Raw genomic sequence first — 17,545 nt, forward strand, 5'->3', positions numbered from 1 at the left:
CGCAGCTTTTCACAACCCCCTTTTCGCAGACCCCCTTGTGCGCCGCGACATTTTGCGGAAAACTCCGGCTCTCCTCAGGAGTCCCCCATGAGCTACCTCCAGGACGACAAACCCGTCACCCTGTTCGAAATTGGCAAGATGCGCGCCGAAGGGCGCAAGATCAGCATGCTCACCTGTTATGACGCGAGCTTCGCGTCGCTGCTCGAGCGCGCGGGAGTCGACATCCTCCTCGTCGGTGATTCGCTCGGCAACGTCGTGCAGGGACAGAAGTCCACGCTGCCCGTGACGCTGGAGCACATGATCTACCATACCGAATGTGTCGTGCGCGGCTCCACCCGCCCGTTCATCGTCACCGACATGCCGTTCGGTGCGTATCACGAGAGCCCGTCGCAGGCGATGCACAACGCAGCCAGCCTGCTCGCCGCCGGCGCGCAGATGGTCAAGCTCGAAGGCGGCACCTTCATGGCCGAAACCGTCCGTTTCCTCGTCGAACGCGGCATCCCGGTATGCGCCCACATCGGGCTCACGCCGCAGTCCGTGCACCAGCTGGGAGGTTATCGCGTACAGGGCCGCAGCGAGGCCGCAGCGGCGCAGCTGAAAGGCGATGCGCTGGCGCTGGAACAGGCCGGCGCCGCGCTGATGGTCATGGAAATGGTCCCCGCCGCGCTCGCTCGGGAAGTCACCGCGAGCCTCGCCTCGATGGCGACGATCGGCATCGGCGCGGGCCCGGACTGTGACGGCCAGGTGCTCGTGCTGCACGACATGATTGGCGTCTATCCGGGCAAGAAAGCGCGCTTCGTCAGGAATTTCATGACCGGGAAGACTGACATCGACGAAGCTGTCGCGAGCTACGTCCAGGCCGTCCGGGACGGCAGTTTTCCGGCCGCCGAACACTGTTATTGAGCTGCGCCCTTCCCGCTCCGAGACCTCGCCATGCAGATCCACACCACCATTCAGAGCTTGCGCGCCGCCCGCGCTGCGGTCAGCGGCAAAGTCGCCCTCGTGCCCACGATGGGCAACCTGCACGACGGGCACATCGCGCTGATGCGGCAGGCCACAGGCCATGCCGATTCAATCGTCGCGAGCATTTTCGTCAACCGCCTGCAGTTCGGCCCGCGCGACGACTTCGACCGCTATCCGCGGACGTTCAAGGCCGACTGCGAAAGGCTGGAGGCGGCGGGTGTCGCCCACGTGTTCGCGCCGGATGAAGGCGAGATGTACCCGCAACCGCAGCAGTACCACGTCGACCCGGCGCCGGCGCATGTCACCATCCTCGAAGGCGAGTTCCGCCCGGATCACTTTCGCGGCGTCGCGACGGTCGTGCTGAAGCTCCTCAACATCGTGCGCCCGGACGTCGCGCTGTTCGGCAAGAAGGACTACCAGCAGCTGATGGTGCTGACGAACATGGTGCGCGAACTGGCCGTCGCAGTCGAAGTCGTGCCGGGCGAGACGATCCGCGCGACCGACGGGCTCGCGCTGTCGTCGCGCAATGGCTACCTGTCCGCTGAAGAGCGCGTCGAGGCGCCGCGGCTGTACCGCGAGCTCGCCCGCGTCCGCGATGCGGTGCGGGACGGCGATCGCGATTTCCTGAAGCTCGAAACCGAGGCGGTGGCCGGACTCGCCGCGCACGGCTGGCACCCCGACTACATCGCCGTGCGCCGCCGTGCGGACCTGCAGCCTCCGGGCGACGCCAACGATCCGCTGGTCGTCCTCGCCGCGGCGAAGCTCGGCCACACGCGGCTGATCGACAATCTCGAAATCTGAACGGCATCGGGCGCCGCCAGCCTGCTTGCACGCACAGGTGGTGCTTGCGTCCGCGCCGAAGTCGATTCAAGCTATGACGGCGTGTTCGCGGCGGTGCCGGCCGGCACGGCAGCCAACGACAAGAGGAGGGAAGCAGCAATGACCACCATGACAGTGCGGCAGATTCTGGAAACAAAAGGCGCGGGCGCACATGCGGTGTCACCGGGCGTCAGCGTGTTCGATGCGCTGGCAGTCATGGCCAAGCATGACATCGGCGCCGTCCTGGTGACTGAAAACGATCATCTCACCGGGATATTCACCGAACGCGACTACGCGCGGAAACTCGTACTGAAAGGCCTCAGTTCGAAAGAGGCGACGGTCGGCGAGTTGATGACGCCGAACGTCTGCACGATCACGCCGTCACACACCGTCGATGAAGTCATGAACATCATGACCGAGAACCGCTTTCGTCACCTGCCGGTCGTCGAGCGCGGCAAGATCGCCGGCATCGTGACGATCGGCGACGTCGTCAAATCGATCATCGTCCAGCAGGAAGAGACGATCAGCCACCTGTCGAGCTACATCGCCGGCGACATCACGAACTGAGCGGCAGCGACGACGCAGCCTGCAGGATCGGCGATCGGCCGCGCGGGCGACGGAGCACGCTGCGGCCGGCCGTGCCCGCCTCATCTTCCGATTCCGGCGGGCTGCGCCAGCTTCCCTAGCGACCGTTCTGCAGCGCCTTGTCGATGATCTCCGCGACGTCGGGTGACAGTCCGACGACGCTGCGCACGCGCTCTAGCTGCACGCCGACACGATCCCGGATTTCCGGGGTAAACCGGCGCCAGCTCTCGAGCGCCCGCGCGACGCGCGACGCGACCTGAGGGTTACGTCGGTCGAGCGCAAGCACCTGGTCTGCCCAGAACACATAGCCGCTGCCGTCCGGCAGATGGAACTCTGCCGGATTGGCGCGGAAAAAACTTCCCAGCAGCGCATAGACCTTGTTCGGATTCTCGATGCTGAAATCCGGATCGCCCATCAGCCTGCGCACTCGTTCGAGCACCGGCGCGGCTTCGGCATTCCAGCGCCACGCGCCGGCCTGCAGCGCGAACCACTTGTCGAGCACGAGCGCGTCGTCACGGTAGCGGCGGTGAAACGTGTCGAGCGCCGCTTCGCGCGCCGGATTCGCGCTGTTGACCAGCGCGGCGAGCGCGCCGAAGCCTTCCGTCATGTTGTCGAAACGCGCGAACTGCGCGTGCGCCCGCTCGAGACCCTCACCGACTCCGGCAGCGGCCAGGTACTTCAGCGCGAGGTTGCGCAGCGCGCGTCGTCCCGCATCGGCCGGGTGATAGCGGTACGGCCCGGTCACTTCATGCTTGCGGTAAAGCGTCAGCCACTCGTCACTGAGCGCCCCGCCCAGTTCGCGCATCAGCGCCATCAGCGCCGCGCGCAGCAGTGCCGGATCGGCCACTGTCATCCGTTCGAGCAGATAGGCTTCGGCAGGTAGCGCAGCCGCCTGGGCCCTGAAAGCGGGGTCGAGCGCGTCGTTCGTCAGCAGGGCGCGGAAGGCGCTGACGAAAGCGTCGGGCACCGCCAGCGGACGGCCTGCGGCGGCATCAGCAGCGAGCGCAAGGATGACCCGTTCCGCATAGCGCTGCGCCGCGTCCCAGCGGTTGAACGCATCGGAATCGTGGGCCATGCGGAACGCGAGGCGCGCGTCGTCATCGTCGAGCTCGAGGATCACCGGGGCGGAAAAACCGCGTAGCAGCGAAGGCACCGGCTCGAAGTCGAGGTCCGTGAACTCGAAGCTTTGCTCCGCTTCGGTCAGTTCGATCAGTTTCGTCGTCGCGCCGTGGTTGTCGGCCTGCAGCCGCAGCGGCAGGTCGGTGCCGTCCGGGCCAATCAGGCCTACCGCGACCGGTATCACGAGCGGCAGCTTTTCAGGCTGGCCGGGCGTCGGCGGCGTGTGTTGCGTCAGCGTCAGCGTGTAGCTGCGGCTTTCGGCGTCATAGTGCCCTTGCGCCGTGACTCGGGGCGTGCCGGCCTGGCCATACCAGCGCATGAACTGGTCGAGGTCGCGGCCGTTCGCTTCGGCCATGCAGTCGACGAAATCGTCGCAGGTCACCGCTTGGCCGTCGTGGTAGCTGAAGTACAGGTCCATGCCGTTGCGAAACCCTTCCGCCCCCAGCAGCGTGTGCAGCATGCGGATGACTTCGGCGCCCTTCTCGTACACCGTCGCGGTGTAGAAGTTGTTGATTTCCTGGTAGCTGTCCGGGCGGATCGGATGCGCCATCGGTCCCGCATCCTCAGCGAACTGCGCAGTGCGCAGCACGCGCACGTCGTCGATGCGCTTCACCGCCCGGGCCGACGCAGCAGCGGCCTCGCCCCCCGCCTCGGCCATGCGTCCGAGCATGTCGGCAGAGAACTGCTGGTCGCGGAATACCGTCAGCCCTTCTTTCAGCGTGAGCTGGAACCAGTCGCGGCAGGTCACGCGGTTGCCGGTCCAGTTGTGGAAGTACTCGTGCGCGACGACGCTTTCGATGTTCTCGTAATCGATGTCGGTGGCCGTGTCGGGCTTCGCCAGCACGTACTTCGAGTTGAAGATGTTGAGGCCCTTGTTCTCCATCGCACCCATGTTGAAGTCGCTCACGGCGACGATCATGAAGCGGTCGAGATCGAGTTCGAGGCCGAAAGTCTCCTCGTCCCAGCGCATCGAATGGATCAGCGAATCCATCGCGTGCCCGGCGCGGTCGAGATTGCCGTCTTCGACCCACACCTGCAGCAGCACCTCGCGCCCGGACGCGGTGTTCACCCGCCGTTCGAGCGACACCAGGTTCGCCGCGACGAGCGCGAAGAGATATGACGGCTTCGGAAACGGGTCCTCCCACCTGGCGTAGTGTCGGCCCCCGTCGAGCGGTCCCTGTTCGATCAGGTTGCCGTTCGACAACAACACCGGGCACGTCGCCGTGTCCGCCTCCAGCGTGACGGTGAAACGCGTCATCGCGTCGGGCCGGTCGGGAAAGAAAGTTATCCGGCGAAAACCTTCCGCTTCGCATTGGGTGAAGAAGCCGCCGCGAGACAGGTAGAGACCCGAAAGCGTGGTGTTCGCCGACGGGTCGATGCGGGTGGCGATTTCGATTTCTGCGCTTTCTCCCTCCAGCGCGATCTCGATTCCGTCAGCGGTCCGCCTGATTGCATCGGGCGCCGGTTGCGCTCCGTTGACCGTCAGGTCGAGCAGCTCGATGTCTTCACCGAAGAGCCGCAGCGGCGCCGCGGGCGCCAGCGCGTTGCGCACGCAGCGCAGACGGCTTTTGACGATCGTCGCCACCGGATCGAGGTTGAAGTGCAGGTCGAGGTGGTCGATCCGCCACGCGAGGGGCACATAGTCGGATCGAAGAATGCTGGGGGCGTTTTCCGTTTTCATTGTCGTCTCCGGTCGAGCCGGATCCAGTCAGGCAAATTCAAAGTATACGCAGGATTTGCGACGGGACGAATGCGGCGCGCGGAAGGCGTCACACGGAGCGGGAAGACCGTGGCGGTTCATGCCAGGGAGCAGGAAGCCGCTTCGCGCTGCCGCCTCAACCAGCACCAGCCACGCAGGTCCGCCGCAGTGCCCGGTCAGGCTGGCCGAAACACGATGCATGTTCCCGCCAACCGGTCATGCAGGAACTGGCGGTCGCGGTCCACGAGCGCCCATGCCAGCCCCAGACCGAAGCACAGCACGGAAGGCCAGGCGAGCGTGTAGCGCAGCCAGGCTGTCGCGACAGGCAGTGCACGTCCGTCCGTCGCCCTCACGAGTTGCAGGCGCCACGTCTGCATCGCCAGTGTTTGGCCACGCCGTCGCCAATACCAGACGAAGTACGCTCCCAGCACCAGATACACATGCAGCCACGCGAACCATCCCGCGGGAGCGACGTTCAGGACGACGCCGAGCACAAGATAGGGAACCATGAATGTCAGCCCGAGGACACCGAGCAGGAGCAGCGATTCGTACAGCATACTGGCGAGACGGCGACGCAGGCCGGCCAGCTCGACACGGGGGCGCGGCGGCAAAAGTGTGTTCAATCGAAGATCCAGTCTGGCTAGAGTTTCATTTGTCGTCCGCGCGCAACGGCGAGCGCGGTTCGGCGCGGCGATCGCGCCTGTCGTGCTGCGACTGGCGTGCCTCCGGCGGGATGCTGCGGTAGCGCTGCCATAGCTCGGGCAGCGCCTCCCGCTTGTCGGGAGGAATGTTGCGCAAGGTCCGGTACTGGTCGCGCGCGCGTTCGCGCTGTTCGGGCTGGAGATCGGCCCACGCCTTCATGCGGGCGCGGATGCGCTCCTGCTCCTCGCGCGTGAGCCGGCCGTAGCTGTCGGCGATGCCGATCCATTTCTGCCGGTGGGGCTCGCTCATGCCGTTCCAGTCGCCGGCGAGCGGCGCGAGGATTTCCCTCTGTTCGGCGTTCAAGTCGCGCCATCCGGGCGCTCCGATCGGCGTGACCGCTCCCGCAGCGCCGGCAAGAATCAGCGTTGCGATCAGGATTGCGAGTCTTGCTGCAGCCATGCCTTGAAATCCGCGTCGAGATAAGCGTCGATCGGCAGGTCGTCGATCAACAGCGCCGTGTCCACTTTCTGAAGCGAATTGACGCGCGACCAGGTCACCCAGTAATCCCCCGCAAGCACCGTCGCGAGGACCGCGAACACCAGTACGGCAGGCCTGAGCACGGCGGGAAGCATCAGGCGAAAACGAAGCTTCCGGCCGAAAAACCATCCCGGCCTTCCGGCAGGGGAGCTCGCACGAAGCGCTTCTTCGCGTGCACTGCGGAGCCGACGAGCGAGCTCGCCGTCGATTTCGCGGGTTGCGGCCGAAAGATGAACCGCGAGCTTGTGCCCGAACTCCTGTTCGTTCATAACACGATCCCCTTTGCCTTGAGGGCTGCCGCCAAGGTTTGCGTGGCGCGCGAACAGTGGGTCTTCACGCTCCCCTCCGAACACCCCATCGCAGCGGCGGTTTCGGAAATATCCATTTCCTCCCAGTAACGCAGCAGGAAGGCTTCGCGTTGACGATTGGGCAGGCGGGCGATTTCCCGCTCGATTGCCGCCATCATCCGCGCACGCTCGAACTGCGCGTGCGGCGTGCCGGCGTGAGCGGCATCGGAGTCGGCGGTCAGCGTATCGAGAGGATCGCTGTCGTCGTCGGCTCCCGACGTGAATGACGACAGCAGCGTGGTCCACGCGTTGCGCACTTTCTGCCGCCGCAGCGCGTCGTAGATCACGTTCTGCAGGATGCGCTGGAACAGTAGCGGGAGTTCGGCGGGCGGACGGTCGGCGTAGCTGACCGAGAGCTTGAGCATCGCGTCCTGCACCGCATCCAGCGCTGCCTCGTCGGTCCTCAGCGCGTACACGGCCTGCTTGAACGCACGCTTTTCGACGCCTTCGAGGAAGGTCGAGAGTTCTACCCGGGAAGCCAGCTGTGAATCCTTCAGAAGCCCGACTGTTCAGTGCTTTGCTGCAATGCGGCGGCCACCTTGACCAAATGTCGAGTGACCGGTAACGTTCGACGTTTAGAACGTAACAACGAGCGAGTTTGTAATGGTGCTGACTGGTGCGGAAATTGTAATCAGGTGTCTTCAGGAAGAAAAGGTCGAATACGTGTTCGGCTACCCTGGCGGCGCCGTCCTCTTCATCTACGATGCACTTTTCAACCAGGACAAGGTACGCCACGTACTGGTGCGCCACGAACAGGCCGCAGTGCACGCAGCCGACGGCTTTGCCCGCAGCACCGAAACCGTCGGCGTCGCGCTGGTGACTTCCGGCCCCGGCGCCACCAACGCGATCACCGGCATCGCCACCGCCTATTGCGACTCGATCCCGATGGTGATCATCAGCGGCCAGGTTCCGACCGCCGCGATCGGACAGGACGCATTCCAGGAAGTCGACACTGTCGGCATCACGCGCCCGTGCGTCAAGCACAACTACCTCGTCAAGGATGTCCGCGACATCGCGACGACGATCAAGAAGGCGTTCTACCTCGCCAAGACCGGCCGTCCGGGGCCGGTGCTGGTCGACATCCCCAAGGATGTCTCGATGCACAAATGCGAATTCGAGTACCCGAAAGAGGTCTCGATGCGTTCGTACAATCCGGTGCTCAAGGGCCACCAGGGGCAGATCCGCAAAGCCGTGCAGCTGCTGCTCGAAGCCAAGCGCCCGATGATCTACACCGGCGGCGGTGTCGTGCTGTCGGATGCGGCCGAACAGCTCACCAAACTCACCCGCCTGCTCGGGTTCCCGATCACCAACACGCTGATGGGTCTGGGCGGCTACCCGGCGAGCGACCGCCAGTACCTTGGCATGCCCGGCATGCACGGCACCTACGAAGCCAACATGGCGATGCATTACAGCGACGTGCTGCTCGCCATCGGCGCGCGCTTCGACGATCGCGTCATCGGTGATCCGGCCAATTTCGCCGAGGAGCCGCGCAAGATCATCCACGTCGACATCGATCCGTCGTCGATCTCGAAGCGCGTCCGCGTCGATGTCCCGATCGTCGGCGATGTCAAGGAAGTACTCGAAGAGATGATCCGGCAGATCGAAGCCTCGTCCGCCCGCCCGGACGTCGAAACCGTCGGCACGTGGTGGAAGCAGGTTGACGAATGGCGCCGCCGCGAGTGCATGAAGTTCAAGAACTCGGACGAGATCATCAAGCCGCAGTTCGTGATCCAGAAGCTATGGGAAGTGACCGGCGGCGACGCCTTCATCACATCCGACGTCGGCCAGCATCAGATGTGGGCCTCGCAGTACTACCGCTTCGACAAGCCGCGCCGCTGGCTCAACTCCGGCGGCCTCGGCACGATGGGCGTCGGCCTGCCGTACGCTATGGGTGCGCAGCTCGCGCACCCCGGGTCCCAGGTCGCATGCGTCACCGGCGAAGCGTCGATCCAGATGAACATCCAGGAATTGTCGACGTGCAAGCAGTTCCGGCTGCCGATCAAGATCGTGAACCTGAACAACCGCTACCTCGGCATGGTCCGCCAGTGGCAGCAGCTCTTCCACGGCGAGCGCTACTCCGAGTCCTACATGGATTCGCTGCCCGATTTCGCGAAGCTCGCCGAATCCTACGGTCACGTCGGCTTCAGGATCGAAAAGCCGGCTGACGTGGAAGGCGCGCTGCGTGAAGCTTTCGGCCGCAAGAACGACCTGGTGTTTCTCGACTTCCAGATCGACCAGACCGAAAACGTTTACCCCATGGTTCAGGGCGGCAAGGGTCTCACCGAGATGATCCTGTCCGCCGAAGACCTGTAATCACCGTTCGTTTCGCGGCGCGCGCCGACACCCCCGGCGCGCCGTGCGACGGGGCGCTTACCGGCCCCCGCCGCCGCGGATGCCGGCTTCCGGCAGTCCGTATCCGCGGAAGCACGGTTCAATCGTAGACCTCGAAAGAGAACATCATGAGACACGTCATCTCCCTGCTGATCGAGAACGAATCCGGCGCGCTGTCGCGTGTCTCGGGATTGTTCTCGGCGCGCGGCTACAACATCGAATCGCTGACCGTGGCGCCCACCGAGGACGCCTCGATGTCACGCATGACCATCGTCACGTCCGGCTCCGACGACATCATCGAGCAGATCACCAAGCAGCTCAACAAGCTCGTCGAAGTCATCAAGGTCGTCGACATTTCCGAATCGGCGCACATCGAGCGCGAGCTGATGATCACGAAAGTCCGCGCAACCGGCAAGGACCGCGACGAGATGAAACGCATGGCGGACATCTTTCGCGCCCGCGTCATCGACGTGACCGACACCTCCTACGTGATCGAACTCACCGGCAACCAGTCGAAGCTCGATGCCTTCATCGATGCCATCGAGCCGGCGCTGATCCTCGAAATCGTCCGCTCCGGCGTATGCGGCATCGGCCGTGGCGACCGCATCCTGAAAGTCTGACGCCGAACTCATCTGCCAAAATCACCCGCCGGCCGAACCATTTGCGACCGGTGCGAGCGCCGCTATCATGGCGGGCGCCGGAAGCACTCCCCATCGAAAGCTGAAAGGAACAACATGAAAGTCTATTACGACAAGGACGCCGACCTCTCCCTGATCAAGGGCAAGCAGATCACCATCGTCGGCTACGGCTCGCAGGGTCACGCGCATGCGCAGAACCTGAAGGATTCCGGCTGCAAGGTCACGGTCGGCCTGCGCAAGAGCGGCGCCTCCTGGAAGAAGGCCGAAGCCGCCGGTCTCGACGTCCGGGAAGTCGCAGAAGCCGTCAGCAATGCCGACATCGTCATGATCCTGCTGCCCGACGAGAACATCCCCGGCGTCTATTACAACGACGTCGAGCCGAACATCAAGCAGGGCGCGACGCTCGCGTTCGCGCACGGCTTCAACGTGCATTACAACCAGGTCGTGCCGCGCGACGACCTCGATGTCATCATGGTGGCGCCGAAGGGCCCAGGCCACACCGTGCGTTCGGAATACCTCAAGGGCGGCGGCGTGCCGTCCCTGATCGCGGTGCATCAGGACCGCTCCGGCAAGGCCAAGGACATCGCGCTGTCGTACGCCGCGGCCAACGGCGGCACCAAGGGCGGTGTCATCGAGACGAACTTCCGCGAAGAAACCGAGACCGATCTCTTCGGCGAACAGGCCGTGCTGTGCGGCGGCGCCGTCGAGCTCGTGAAAATGGGCTTCGAGACGCTGACCGAAGCCGGCTACGCGCCCGAGATGGCCTACTTCGAGTGCCTGCACGAGCTCAAGCTGATCGTCGACCTGATGTACGAAGGCGGCATCGCGAACATGAACTACTCGATCTCGAACAATGCGGAGTACGGCGAGTACGTGACCGGCCCGGAAGTCATCAACGAGCAGTCGCGCGAAGCGATGCGCGCCGCCCTGAAGCGCATCCAGACCGGCGAGTACGCGAAGATGTTCATCCAGGAAGGCCGCACGAACTACCCGTCGATGACGGCGCGCCGGCGCCTGAACGCAGCGCATCCGATCGAGCAGGTCGGCGGCCAGCTGCGCGACATGATGCCGTGGATCAAGAAGAACAAGCTCGTCGATCAGTCGAAAAACTGAGCTGTCTCGAACAACAGGCCGGGTTCCGCGTCTTGCCGGAACCCGGCCTTTTTTTATCTCGAGGACATCATGTCCAACAATTACCCCCATCCGCTCCTCGCCCGCGAAGGCTGGCCTTTCATCGCGATCGCCCTGGCGGTCGCGCTGGTCATCAACGGCGCGGCCGGCTTCGGCTGGGCGCTGCCGTTCTGGCTGCTGTTCATCTTCGTCGTGCAGTTCTTCCGCGATCCGCCGCGGCCGATCCCGCAGGGCGCGAAAGACGTGCTGTCGCCTGCCGACGGCCGGATCGTCGCGATCGAGCCGGTACGCGATCCGTATCTCGACCGGGACAGCGTCAAGATCAGCGTGTTCATGAACGTGTTCAACGTTCACTCGAATCGCAGCCCGGTCGATGGCGAAGTCGTCGCACGCTGGTACAACGCCGGGCGTTTCGTCAATGCCGCGCTCGACAAGGCCTCGGTGGAGAACGAACGCAATGCGCTGCACCTGCGCACGCGGGACGGGCACGACGTCACCTGCGTGCAGGTCGCCGGCCTGATCGCACGGCGCATTCTGTGCTACGTCGAAGCGGGAGCGTCGCTTGCCCGTGGACAACGCTACGGCTTCATCCGTTTCGGCTCGCGCGTCGATGTCTACCTGCCCGCGGGCAGCCGCGCCCGGGTGACGATCGGCGACAAGGTTTCGGCATCGAGCACGATTCTGGCCGAGCTGCCCTGATGATTGCGCGGGGCATTTCATGACATCCCGGGGCTGCGCTAGAATCGGCATTCGGCATCCCGGCCCATAGCGGAACACGCCTCTTCATGCCCATGATCTCCCCCGAGAAACGCCGGCGCGGCATCTACATCCTGCCGAACCTCTTCACCACCGCGGCGCTGTTCGCCGGTTTCTACGCGATCGTGCAGGCGATGAACCTGCGTTTCGAACATGCGGCGGTGGCGATCTTCGTCGCGATGGTCCTCGACGGCCTCGACGGCCGTGTTGCGCGCCTGACCCACACGCAGAGCGAGTTCGGCGCCGAATATGATTCGCTTTCCGACATGGTTTCGTTCGGCGCGGCCCCGGCATTGGTGATGTACGAGTGGGCGCTCAAGGACATGGGGAAACTCGGCTGGATCGCGGCGTTCATCTATTGTGCCGGCGCGGCGCTGCGATTGGCCCGCTTCAACACCAACATCGATGTCATCGACAAGCGCTACTTCCAGGGGCTGCCCAGTCCTGCCGCCGCGGCGTTGATCGCGGGGCTGGTGTGGGTGATCATCGACAACGGGCTGACGGGCGAAGACGTGCGGTGGTTCGCCGCGGCGCTGACGATCTTCAGCGGTCTGTCGATGGTCAGCAACGTGCTCTTCTGGAGCGGCAAGAGCATCAACCTGCGCAAGAGCGTGCCGTTCATCGTCGTCATCGCGCTGGTGCTGGCCTTCGCACTGGTGTCGAGTTACCCGCCAGGCGTACTGTTTGCCCTTTTCCTCGGCTACGCCGTCTCCGGCTACGTGGTCTACATCTGGCGCTTCATGCAGCGACGGCGCACGCAAGAGGCGGCCGTCGAACCGCGAGACGACGAACCGCCGCCCTGATCCGGCCGCACCACCCCTGACGATTCGCCGGCGGATGCCGCTCCCTCAGGCGCGCAGCTCCGCAGTCAAGCGTTTCAGGTCGAGCGTGCGGGCACGCTGGGCGATTTCCGGCGCATAGCGGTCCTGCAGGCCGCGCGCGCTGTCCGTCAGCTGAGCGAAACTCGTCTTCAGCGCCGCCGTGTCGAGCTTGCGCCCGTCCGCGTAATAGCGCTTCGCGACATGCCCCAGCGCATAGGTCGTCGCGAACGAGAACGCCGAGCCCGTCGCCTCGCTGCCGATCGTCCGGCCCGCGCGGCCCAGCACCTTGCCGAGCAGCCCGCCGACGAGCTTGCGGCCGAACTGCTCGACGTACTGCGACGTCAGGCCGACTCCGACGGTCGCGAGAAAATCGGCGATGTGCCGCCGGTCCAGTTCGAAGCCGTACGTCTTGCCAACGCGATACACGAGCCGCGTCTGCAGTGGGATGATCGCCATCGACGCCAGCGACTCGGGCAGCAATTCCAGCGCGCCGTTGAGGATCGCGGCGTTGAGGATCATCTTGTCGAGTTCGGCCTGGTCGGGTCCAGCGGCAGCGGGTATTTCGGGGATTGGCTTGTCTACCGGCGCTTCGGCAAGCGCATCGGCGTCGCGCACGATTGCCGCCCACGCGGCCCGCGCGAGTCCCAGCACGCCGCTGAGCCGGTCGAGAAAAGCCGTCTCGCCGGCGTCATGCACGCCGTCCGCATCACACACCCCGACCGCCATCTCGAACGCGAGCTGGCGCAGTTCCGGACTGCCGAGCGCTTCGACCGCCTGTTCGAGGCTGATGCGCTTGAGCAGCACGTCCTGATAGATCGGCATGAAGTCGATGCCGGCTTGCGCCGACAGCGACTCGGCGACGCGGCGCACGTGTTCGCGCTCGCGCGGGTCCTGGTGCCCGTCGGCAAATGCCGCCATCAGGCAGATCGTGATCAGGGAGCGGGTCTGTTCGGGATTCATCGATATCTCTCACGGTACGTTGGAAAATTGGAAGGCCGGGCTCGCGGCGAAACCTACGCCGCCGGCAGCGTGAGCACGACGCGCAGGCCGCCGGCCAAGGCAGGGTCCAGCCGCACGTCACCACCATAGAGCTGCGCGAGGTCACGCACGATCGCCAACCCGAGCCCAGAGCCGGGCGTGCGTTCGTCGGCGCGCACGCCGCGACCGAACACGGATTCGCGCTCCGGCGCAGCAAGCCCTGGGCCGTCATCCTCGACGACGATCACGAGCTGGTGACGCTCGACCGCCACGCGAATCTCGACACGGTGACGCGCCCATTTGCAGGCGTTGTCGACGAGGTTTCCGAGCATTTCCTGGAAATCCTGCTCTTCGCCGCGAAAAGCGGGATCACCGGCGCAGGCTTCGATCGCAATCTCGAGGTCGCGTTCCGCATGCAGGCGTTTCATCACCCGTACCAGCGATTCGACCAGCGGAAGCACCGCCGTGCGCATTCCGGGCACTTGCACTGCAGCGGCGGCGCGCGCGCGCGCCAGATGATAGTCGACCTGGCGCCGGGCGGTCGCGACCTGCTCGGCGACGAGACGTGCGAGCGGGCCGTCCTCGCACGCCGCGGCGTTGCCGAGCACCGCCAGCGGCGTCTTGACCGCGTGGGCGAGATTGCCCGCCTGCGTGCGCGCGCGGGTAACCACTTCGGCGTCGTGCTGCAGCAGTGCGTTGAGTTCGTCGACAAGCGGCTGCACTTCGTTCGGATAGGCGTCGTTCAGGCGCCGCGTGCGACCGTCGCGCACTTCGCCGAGCGCGCTGCGCAACCGGCGCAGCGGCGCAAGTCCGACCGATACCTGGAGCACCGCTGCAACGACGAGACCGGCCGCCAGCACGCCGAGCGCGATCGCAAGCAGGCCGACGAACTCGCGCACCGGGTCGGTCATGGCGCGCTCGTCCGCGGCGACGATCAGGCGCAGCGGCTGATCGGGGAAAGCAGCCGGCCGGACTACGCGCTCCATCATCACCACGTGGGCGCGGTCCGGTCCGACGATGCGGTGGACGTGGAGTTCGCCGTCGGCCGGGCTGTCCGGCGGCACGCGGAGCGTCGTGTCCCACTGCGAACGCGAACGCAGCACCGCGGGCAGCGCCCCGTCCCCAGTGCGGTCGATTTGCCAGTAAAGTCCCGAGTACGGCTTCTGCAGCCGCGGGTCGCTCAGTTCGGCGCGCAATTGCGGGGTGCCGTCGATGGCGAAATCGAGATTCGCGGTGAGCTGGTCGAGATGGATGCGCAGTTCGGCTTCGAACCGCTCCGCGACGTGGTGCCGGAAAAGATCGGCGAGAACGAACCCGGTCACCGTCAGCGTCCCGAGGATCCACACCAGGCTGCCGGCGAGCAGGCGCAAGCGCAGCGAACCGGGCGGTGCGCCGAACATGTTCACGCGGGACAAACCATGCGGTAGCCGAGGCCCCTGACTGTTTCGATCATCCCGGCGGGAAGCTTCTTGCGCAGACGACCGATGAAGACTTCGATGGTATTCGAATCGCGGTCGAAATCCTGGGCGTAGATGTGCTCGGTGAGATCGCTGCGCGACACGATCTCGCCCTGGTGGTGCATCAGGTAATCCAGCACGCGCAGTTCGTGGCTGGTCAGGTTCACCGCGTCGCCATTCACGCTGACACGTCCGGCACGCGTGTCGAGCAACACCGGACCGCACGCGAGCTCGGCGCTGGCGTGGCCGCCGGCGCGCCGGATCAGCGCCCGCAGGCGCGCGAGAAGCTCTTCCATGTGGAACGGCTTGGTGAGGTAGTCGTCGGCACCGGCATCGATCCCGGCGACTTTTTCATGCCAGTTGTCGCGTGCGGTAAGGATCAACACGGGCATCGTGCGTCCTGCGGCGCGCCATTTCTTCAGCACCGTGATCCCGTCCATCAGCGGCAGGCCGAGATCGAGCACCACCGCGTCGAGCGGCTCGACGTCGCCGATGAAGTGGGCATCCCGCCCGTTGTCGGCACGGTCGACCGCGTAGCCGGCAGCGGCGAGCGCTTCGACAAGCTGCGCGGCGAGTGTCGGTTCGTCTTCGACGACCAGGATATGCATCAGCGCTTTCCCCCTGTTCCCGGTGCACGTTCGCGATCACGCAGGACGACTCCGTCGCGTGCGTCGATCTCCAGTTTGACGAGCGCCCCGCCCGCCTTCAGCACCTTGATTTCGTATATCCAGCGGCCCTTTTCCTGTTCGAGCTCGACTTCGATGACCTGTCCCGGGTGATCGCGCTCGACGTTGTCGAGTATCCGTTGCAGCGGCATCACCTCGCCCTGCTCGACCGCGCGGCGGGCGCGATCGTGGTCGTGCTCGTCATCGGCGAGAAGAGCAGACGGTCCCAAGGCAAGGACGGACGACACGATGACGGCAATGAGGGAAACGAAGCGCACGAGTGACTCCTGGTTGTAGCGATCTGCTGCGAGTGTTCCGGCAGCCCCGTTTTTAGCAGCGTCGCCATGAACGCACCGTGAACGGCTGCTTCAGCTTCGGTTCAGGTAGGTCTTTCCACACTGCAGTCACGGTTCGCAATGGCCCTCACCAGCCCTCTCGCCCGGAACCACAGTGCCGCCACGACAAGGATGAAAACATGACCCCCACACGCTATGCAATCGGTTTCCTTTGCGCCTTCGGCCTCGCATCGACGGCAATCGGCGGCCCGCGGGAAACCCTGATCGATCGCTATGCCGCAGCGGCAAAGGCAGCCGATCCGAGTTTCGTCGGGTTTTCGGCCGCCCGCGGCGAAACCCTGCATCGCACGCAACACAACATGGGCAAGGCCGACACCCCGGCCTGCACGTCCTGCCACGGAAACGACACGCGCAGCGCCGGCCGCACCCGCACCCGCAAGCCGATCGAGCCAATGGCGCTGTCGGTTTCACCGGAGCGTTACAAGGACGCCGCGAAAGTTGAAAAGTGGTTCAAACGCAATTGCGACGAAGTACTGGGCCGCGAATGCACTCCGCTCGAAAAGGGGGACTGGCTCGCCTACATGATGAATCAGTGATCGCCCTTCCCCACCCTTCCGCGCCCTGCCGAATCGTTTTGCCTCCCACGAAAGGAGAATCGCATGGACATACCCGTACGTCCGGTCGTCGCCGGCCTGCTCGTCATCGGCCTGACCGCCGCGGTGCTGACCAAGGCCCGCGCCGGCGGCGACGATTATTTCCCGCCCGTCAAGGACAAACCCACTGTCGACGAATGCGGCAGCTGTCACATGGCGTTTCCGCCGGCGATGCTGCCCGCTGCATCGTGGCGACGCATGATGGTCGAGCTCGACGACCATTTCGGCGACAACGCCAGCCTCGACCCCCAGACGGCCGCTCATGTCACACGCTATCTCGTCGACAACGCCGCTGACGCGGGCGGGCGCCGCTACGGTCGCAAGCTGATGAAAGGCGTGGCGGCCGGGGCTTCTCCGCAACGCATCACCGAACTGCCGAAATGGGTCCGCGAGCATGACGAGGTGTCCCGCAGCGAGTGGCAGCACAAGGACGTCGGCTCGAAGGCCAACTGTCCCGCATGCCACGTGGACGCCAACGACGGCTATTTCGAGGACGACTGAGCAATGCGCGGACGATGAACGCAGCATGAACAAGGGCTTCAGGTTTCGTTCAGCACCACCCCCGCACAATGGCTTCACGGTCACACCCCGGCCGACAACCGAGAGACACAAGGAGATTCGATCATGCGCACTTCCCACCTCGTCACCGCCATCGCCATCAGCGCCGGTCTGCTCGCCACGGGCGTCACGGTCGCGCCGGTATTCGCCCAGAACACCGTCACCGACAGTGCCGCCGAACGGGGCAACTGGCTATCGATTCCGCAGATCCACGACAAGGTCGTCGCTGCCGGTTACCGCGACATCAGCGAGATCGAACGCGAAGACAACGCATACGAAGTCAAGGCTATCGACCGCGATGGACGCAAGGTGAAACTCGTCGTCGATCCGACGAACGGCGACATCGTCCGTACCGATCGAAAGGGGCGCGACGGGCGCCGTGGCAACGACTCCAGCGGCCGACCCACGAGTGATTCGGAGCGCGGCCTGGAGCGCGGCACCGAACGGAACTCCGAACTCGACCCCGGTGCCCGCCTGGCCCGCCCCGACCGCGGGGTGTGAGCGAACGGCCCGGTTCGGCCAATGCCGCCGCCGGGCCATTTTTCCGACC

At 64.9% G+C, this 17,545-nt stretch carries 20 protein-coding genes; 11 read left to right on the top strand and 9 right to left on the bottom strand.

What is annotated here, in order from left to right:
* Nucleotides 1-87 precede the first annotated feature (87 nt).
* The 3 genes from panB to EBN1_RS20030 all read left to right on the top strand — a co-directional run bounded on the left by panB (nucleotide 88) and on the right by EBN1_RS20030 (nucleotide 2,349).
* Complete coding sequence (gene panB / locus EBN1_RS20020; RefSeq protein WP_011239806.1) at nucleotides 88-903, top strand: 3-methyl-2-oxobutanoate hydroxymethyltransferase; 816 nt, start codon at nucleotides 88-90, stop codon at nucleotides 901-903.
* Between the two features lie 30 nt (nucleotides 904-933).
* The gene (gene panC, locus EBN1_RS20025) at nucleotides 934-1,764 is read left to right on the top strand and encodes a pantoate--beta-alanine ligase (protein WP_011239807.1); all 831 of its coding nucleotides are present in this window, start codon (nucleotides 934-936) and stop codon (nucleotides 1,762-1,764) included.
* A gap of 138 nt (nucleotides 1,765-1,902) precedes the next feature.
* Nucleotides 1,903-2,349: a CBS domain-containing protein gene (locus EBN1_RS20030; protein WP_011239808.1), complete on the top strand. Its 447-nt coding sequence runs from the start codon at nucleotides 1,903-1,905 to the stop codon at nucleotides 2,347-2,349.
* A gap of 115 nt (nucleotides 2,350-2,464) precedes the next feature.
* On the opposite strand, the gene pepN is transcribed toward EBN1_RS20030, so the two are convergent.
* The 5 genes from pepN to EBN1_RS20055 all read right to left on the bottom strand — a co-directional run bounded on the left by pepN (nucleotide 2,465) and on the right by EBN1_RS20055 (nucleotide 7,208).
* A complete protein-coding gene (gene pepN, locus EBN1_RS20035; RefSeq protein WP_011239809.1) occupies nucleotides 2,465-5,167 on the bottom strand; it encodes an aminopeptidase N in 2,703 nt (900 codons plus the stop codon).
* Nucleotides 5,168-5,361: 194 nt separating this feature from the next.
* Nucleotides 5,362-5,808, bottom strand: a complete 447-nt coding sequence (locus tag EBN1_RS20040) for an RDD family protein (RefSeq protein WP_011239810.1) — start codon at nucleotides 5,806-5,808, stop codon at nucleotides 5,362-5,364.
* A gap of 25 nt (nucleotides 5,809-5,833) precedes the next feature.
* Nucleotides 5,834-6,286 (bottom strand): DUF3106 domain-containing protein, encoded by a 453-nt coding sequence (locus EBN1_RS20045; protein ID WP_041646637.1) that lies wholly within the window; start codon nucleotides 6,284-6,286, stop codon nucleotides 5,834-5,836.
* Nucleotides 6,259-6,633 (bottom strand): DUF3619 family protein, encoded by a 375-nt coding sequence (locus EBN1_RS20050; RefSeq protein ID WP_041646638.1) that lies wholly within the window; start codon nucleotides 6,631-6,633, stop codon nucleotides 6,259-6,261. The genes EBN1_RS20045 and EBN1_RS20050 overlap by 28 nt, the downstream gene beginning before the upstream one ends.
* The gene (locus tag EBN1_RS20055) at nucleotides 6,630-7,208 is read right to left on the bottom strand and encodes an RNA polymerase sigma factor (protein ID WP_241762883.1); all 579 of its coding nucleotides are present in this window, start codon (nucleotides 7,206-7,208) and stop codon (nucleotides 6,630-6,632) included. The genes EBN1_RS20050 and EBN1_RS20055 overlap by 4 nt, the downstream gene beginning before the upstream one ends.
* A 106-nt stretch (nucleotides 7,209-7,314) precedes the next feature.
* On the opposite strand from EBN1_RS20055, the gene EBN1_RS20060 reads away from it, so the two are divergent.
* The 5 genes from EBN1_RS20060 (at nucleotide 7,315) to pssA (ending at nucleotide 12,370) form a co-directional block, all read left to right on the top strand.
* Nucleotides 7,315-9,024, top strand: a complete 1,710-nt coding sequence (locus EBN1_RS20060; RefSeq protein WP_011239813.1) for an acetolactate synthase 3 catalytic subunit — start codon at nucleotides 7,315-7,317, stop codon at nucleotides 9,022-9,024.
* 146 nt (nucleotides 9,025-9,170) lie between these two features.
* Nucleotides 9,171-9,662 carry an acetolactate synthase small subunit gene (ilvN, locus tag EBN1_RS20065; protein ID WP_011239814.1) on the top strand — a complete coding sequence of 164 codons (492 nt, stop codon included), beginning with the start codon at nucleotides 9,171-9,173 and terminating at the stop codon, nucleotides 9,660-9,662.
* A 114-nt stretch (nucleotides 9,663-9,776) separates the two neighbouring features.
* Nucleotides 9,777-10,793 carry a ketol-acid reductoisomerase gene (ilvC, locus tag EBN1_RS20070; protein WP_011239815.1) on the top strand — a complete coding sequence of 339 codons (1,017 nt, stop codon included), beginning with the start codon at nucleotides 9,777-9,779 and terminating at the stop codon, nucleotides 10,791-10,793.
* Between the two features lie 69 nt (nucleotides 10,794-10,862).
* Nucleotides 10,863-11,510: a phosphatidylserine decarboxylase gene (locus EBN1_RS20075; protein ID WP_011239816.1), complete on the top strand. Its 648-nt coding sequence runs from the start codon at nucleotides 10,863-10,865 to the stop codon at nucleotides 11,508-11,510.
* 86 nt (nucleotides 11,511-11,596) lie between these two features.
* Complete coding sequence (gene pssA / locus EBN1_RS20080) at nucleotides 11,597-12,370, top strand: CDP-diacylglycerol--serine O-phosphatidyltransferase (protein WP_011239817.1); 774 nt, start codon at nucleotides 11,597-11,599, stop codon at nucleotides 12,368-12,370.
* Nucleotides 12,371-12,415: 45 nt separating this feature from the next.
* Here pssA and EBN1_RS20085 read toward each other — a convergent pair whose 3' ends face one another.
* From EBN1_RS20085 to EBN1_RS20100, 4 genes are read right to left on the bottom strand one after another with little or no spacing between them, the layout of a single operon-like run.
* Nucleotides 12,416-13,348, bottom strand: a complete 933-nt coding sequence (locus EBN1_RS20085; RefSeq protein ID WP_011239818.1) for a YcjF family protein — start codon at nucleotides 13,346-13,348, stop codon at nucleotides 12,416-12,418.
* A gap of 53 nt (nucleotides 13,349-13,401) precedes the next feature.
* A complete protein-coding gene (locus EBN1_RS20090; protein ID WP_041646640.1) occupies nucleotides 13,402-14,766 on the bottom strand; it encodes a sensor histidine kinase in 1,365 nt (454 codons plus the stop codon).
* 2 nt (nucleotides 14,767-14,768) lie between these two features.
* Nucleotides 14,769-15,431, bottom strand: a complete 663-nt coding sequence (locus EBN1_RS20095) for a response regulator transcription factor (RefSeq protein WP_011239820.1) — start codon at nucleotides 15,429-15,431, stop codon at nucleotides 14,769-14,771.
* A complete protein-coding gene (locus tag EBN1_RS20100) occupies nucleotides 15,431-15,766 on the bottom strand; it encodes a PepSY domain-containing protein (protein WP_041646641.1) in 336 nt (111 codons plus the stop codon). The genes EBN1_RS20095 and EBN1_RS20100 overlap by 1 nt, the downstream gene beginning before the upstream one ends.
* Before the next feature lie 77 nt (nucleotides 15,767-15,843).
* Between EBN1_RS20100 and EBN1_RS20105 the strand changes: the two genes are divergently transcribed.
* The 3 genes from EBN1_RS20105 to EBN1_RS20115 all read left to right on the top strand — a co-directional run bounded on the left by EBN1_RS20105 (nucleotide 15,844) and on the right by EBN1_RS20115 (nucleotide 17,496).
* Entirely contained in the window at nucleotides 15,844-16,380 is a 537-nt protein-coding gene (locus EBN1_RS20105; RefSeq protein WP_241762782.1) for a DUF1924 domain-containing protein, read from the top strand.
* Nucleotides 16,381-16,443: 63 nt separating this feature from the next.
* Entirely contained in the window at nucleotides 16,444-16,938 is a 495-nt protein-coding gene (locus tag EBN1_RS20110; RefSeq protein WP_011239823.1) for a diheme cytochrome c, read from the top strand.
* 123 nt (nucleotides 16,939-17,061) lie between these two features.
* Nucleotides 17,062-17,496, top strand: coding sequence for a PepSY domain-containing protein (locus EBN1_RS20115; protein WP_011239824.1), 435 nt, complete (start codon nucleotides 17,062-17,064; stop codon nucleotides 17,494-17,496).
* The last annotated feature ends 49 nt before the right edge of the window (nucleotides 17,497-17,545 follow it).

The sequence above is a fragment of the Aromatoleum aromaticum EbN1 genome, assembly GCF_000025965.1.
GTDB classification, from domain to species: domain Bacteria; phylum Pseudomonadota; class Gammaproteobacteria; order Burkholderiales; family Rhodocyclaceae; genus Aromatoleum; species Aromatoleum aromaticum.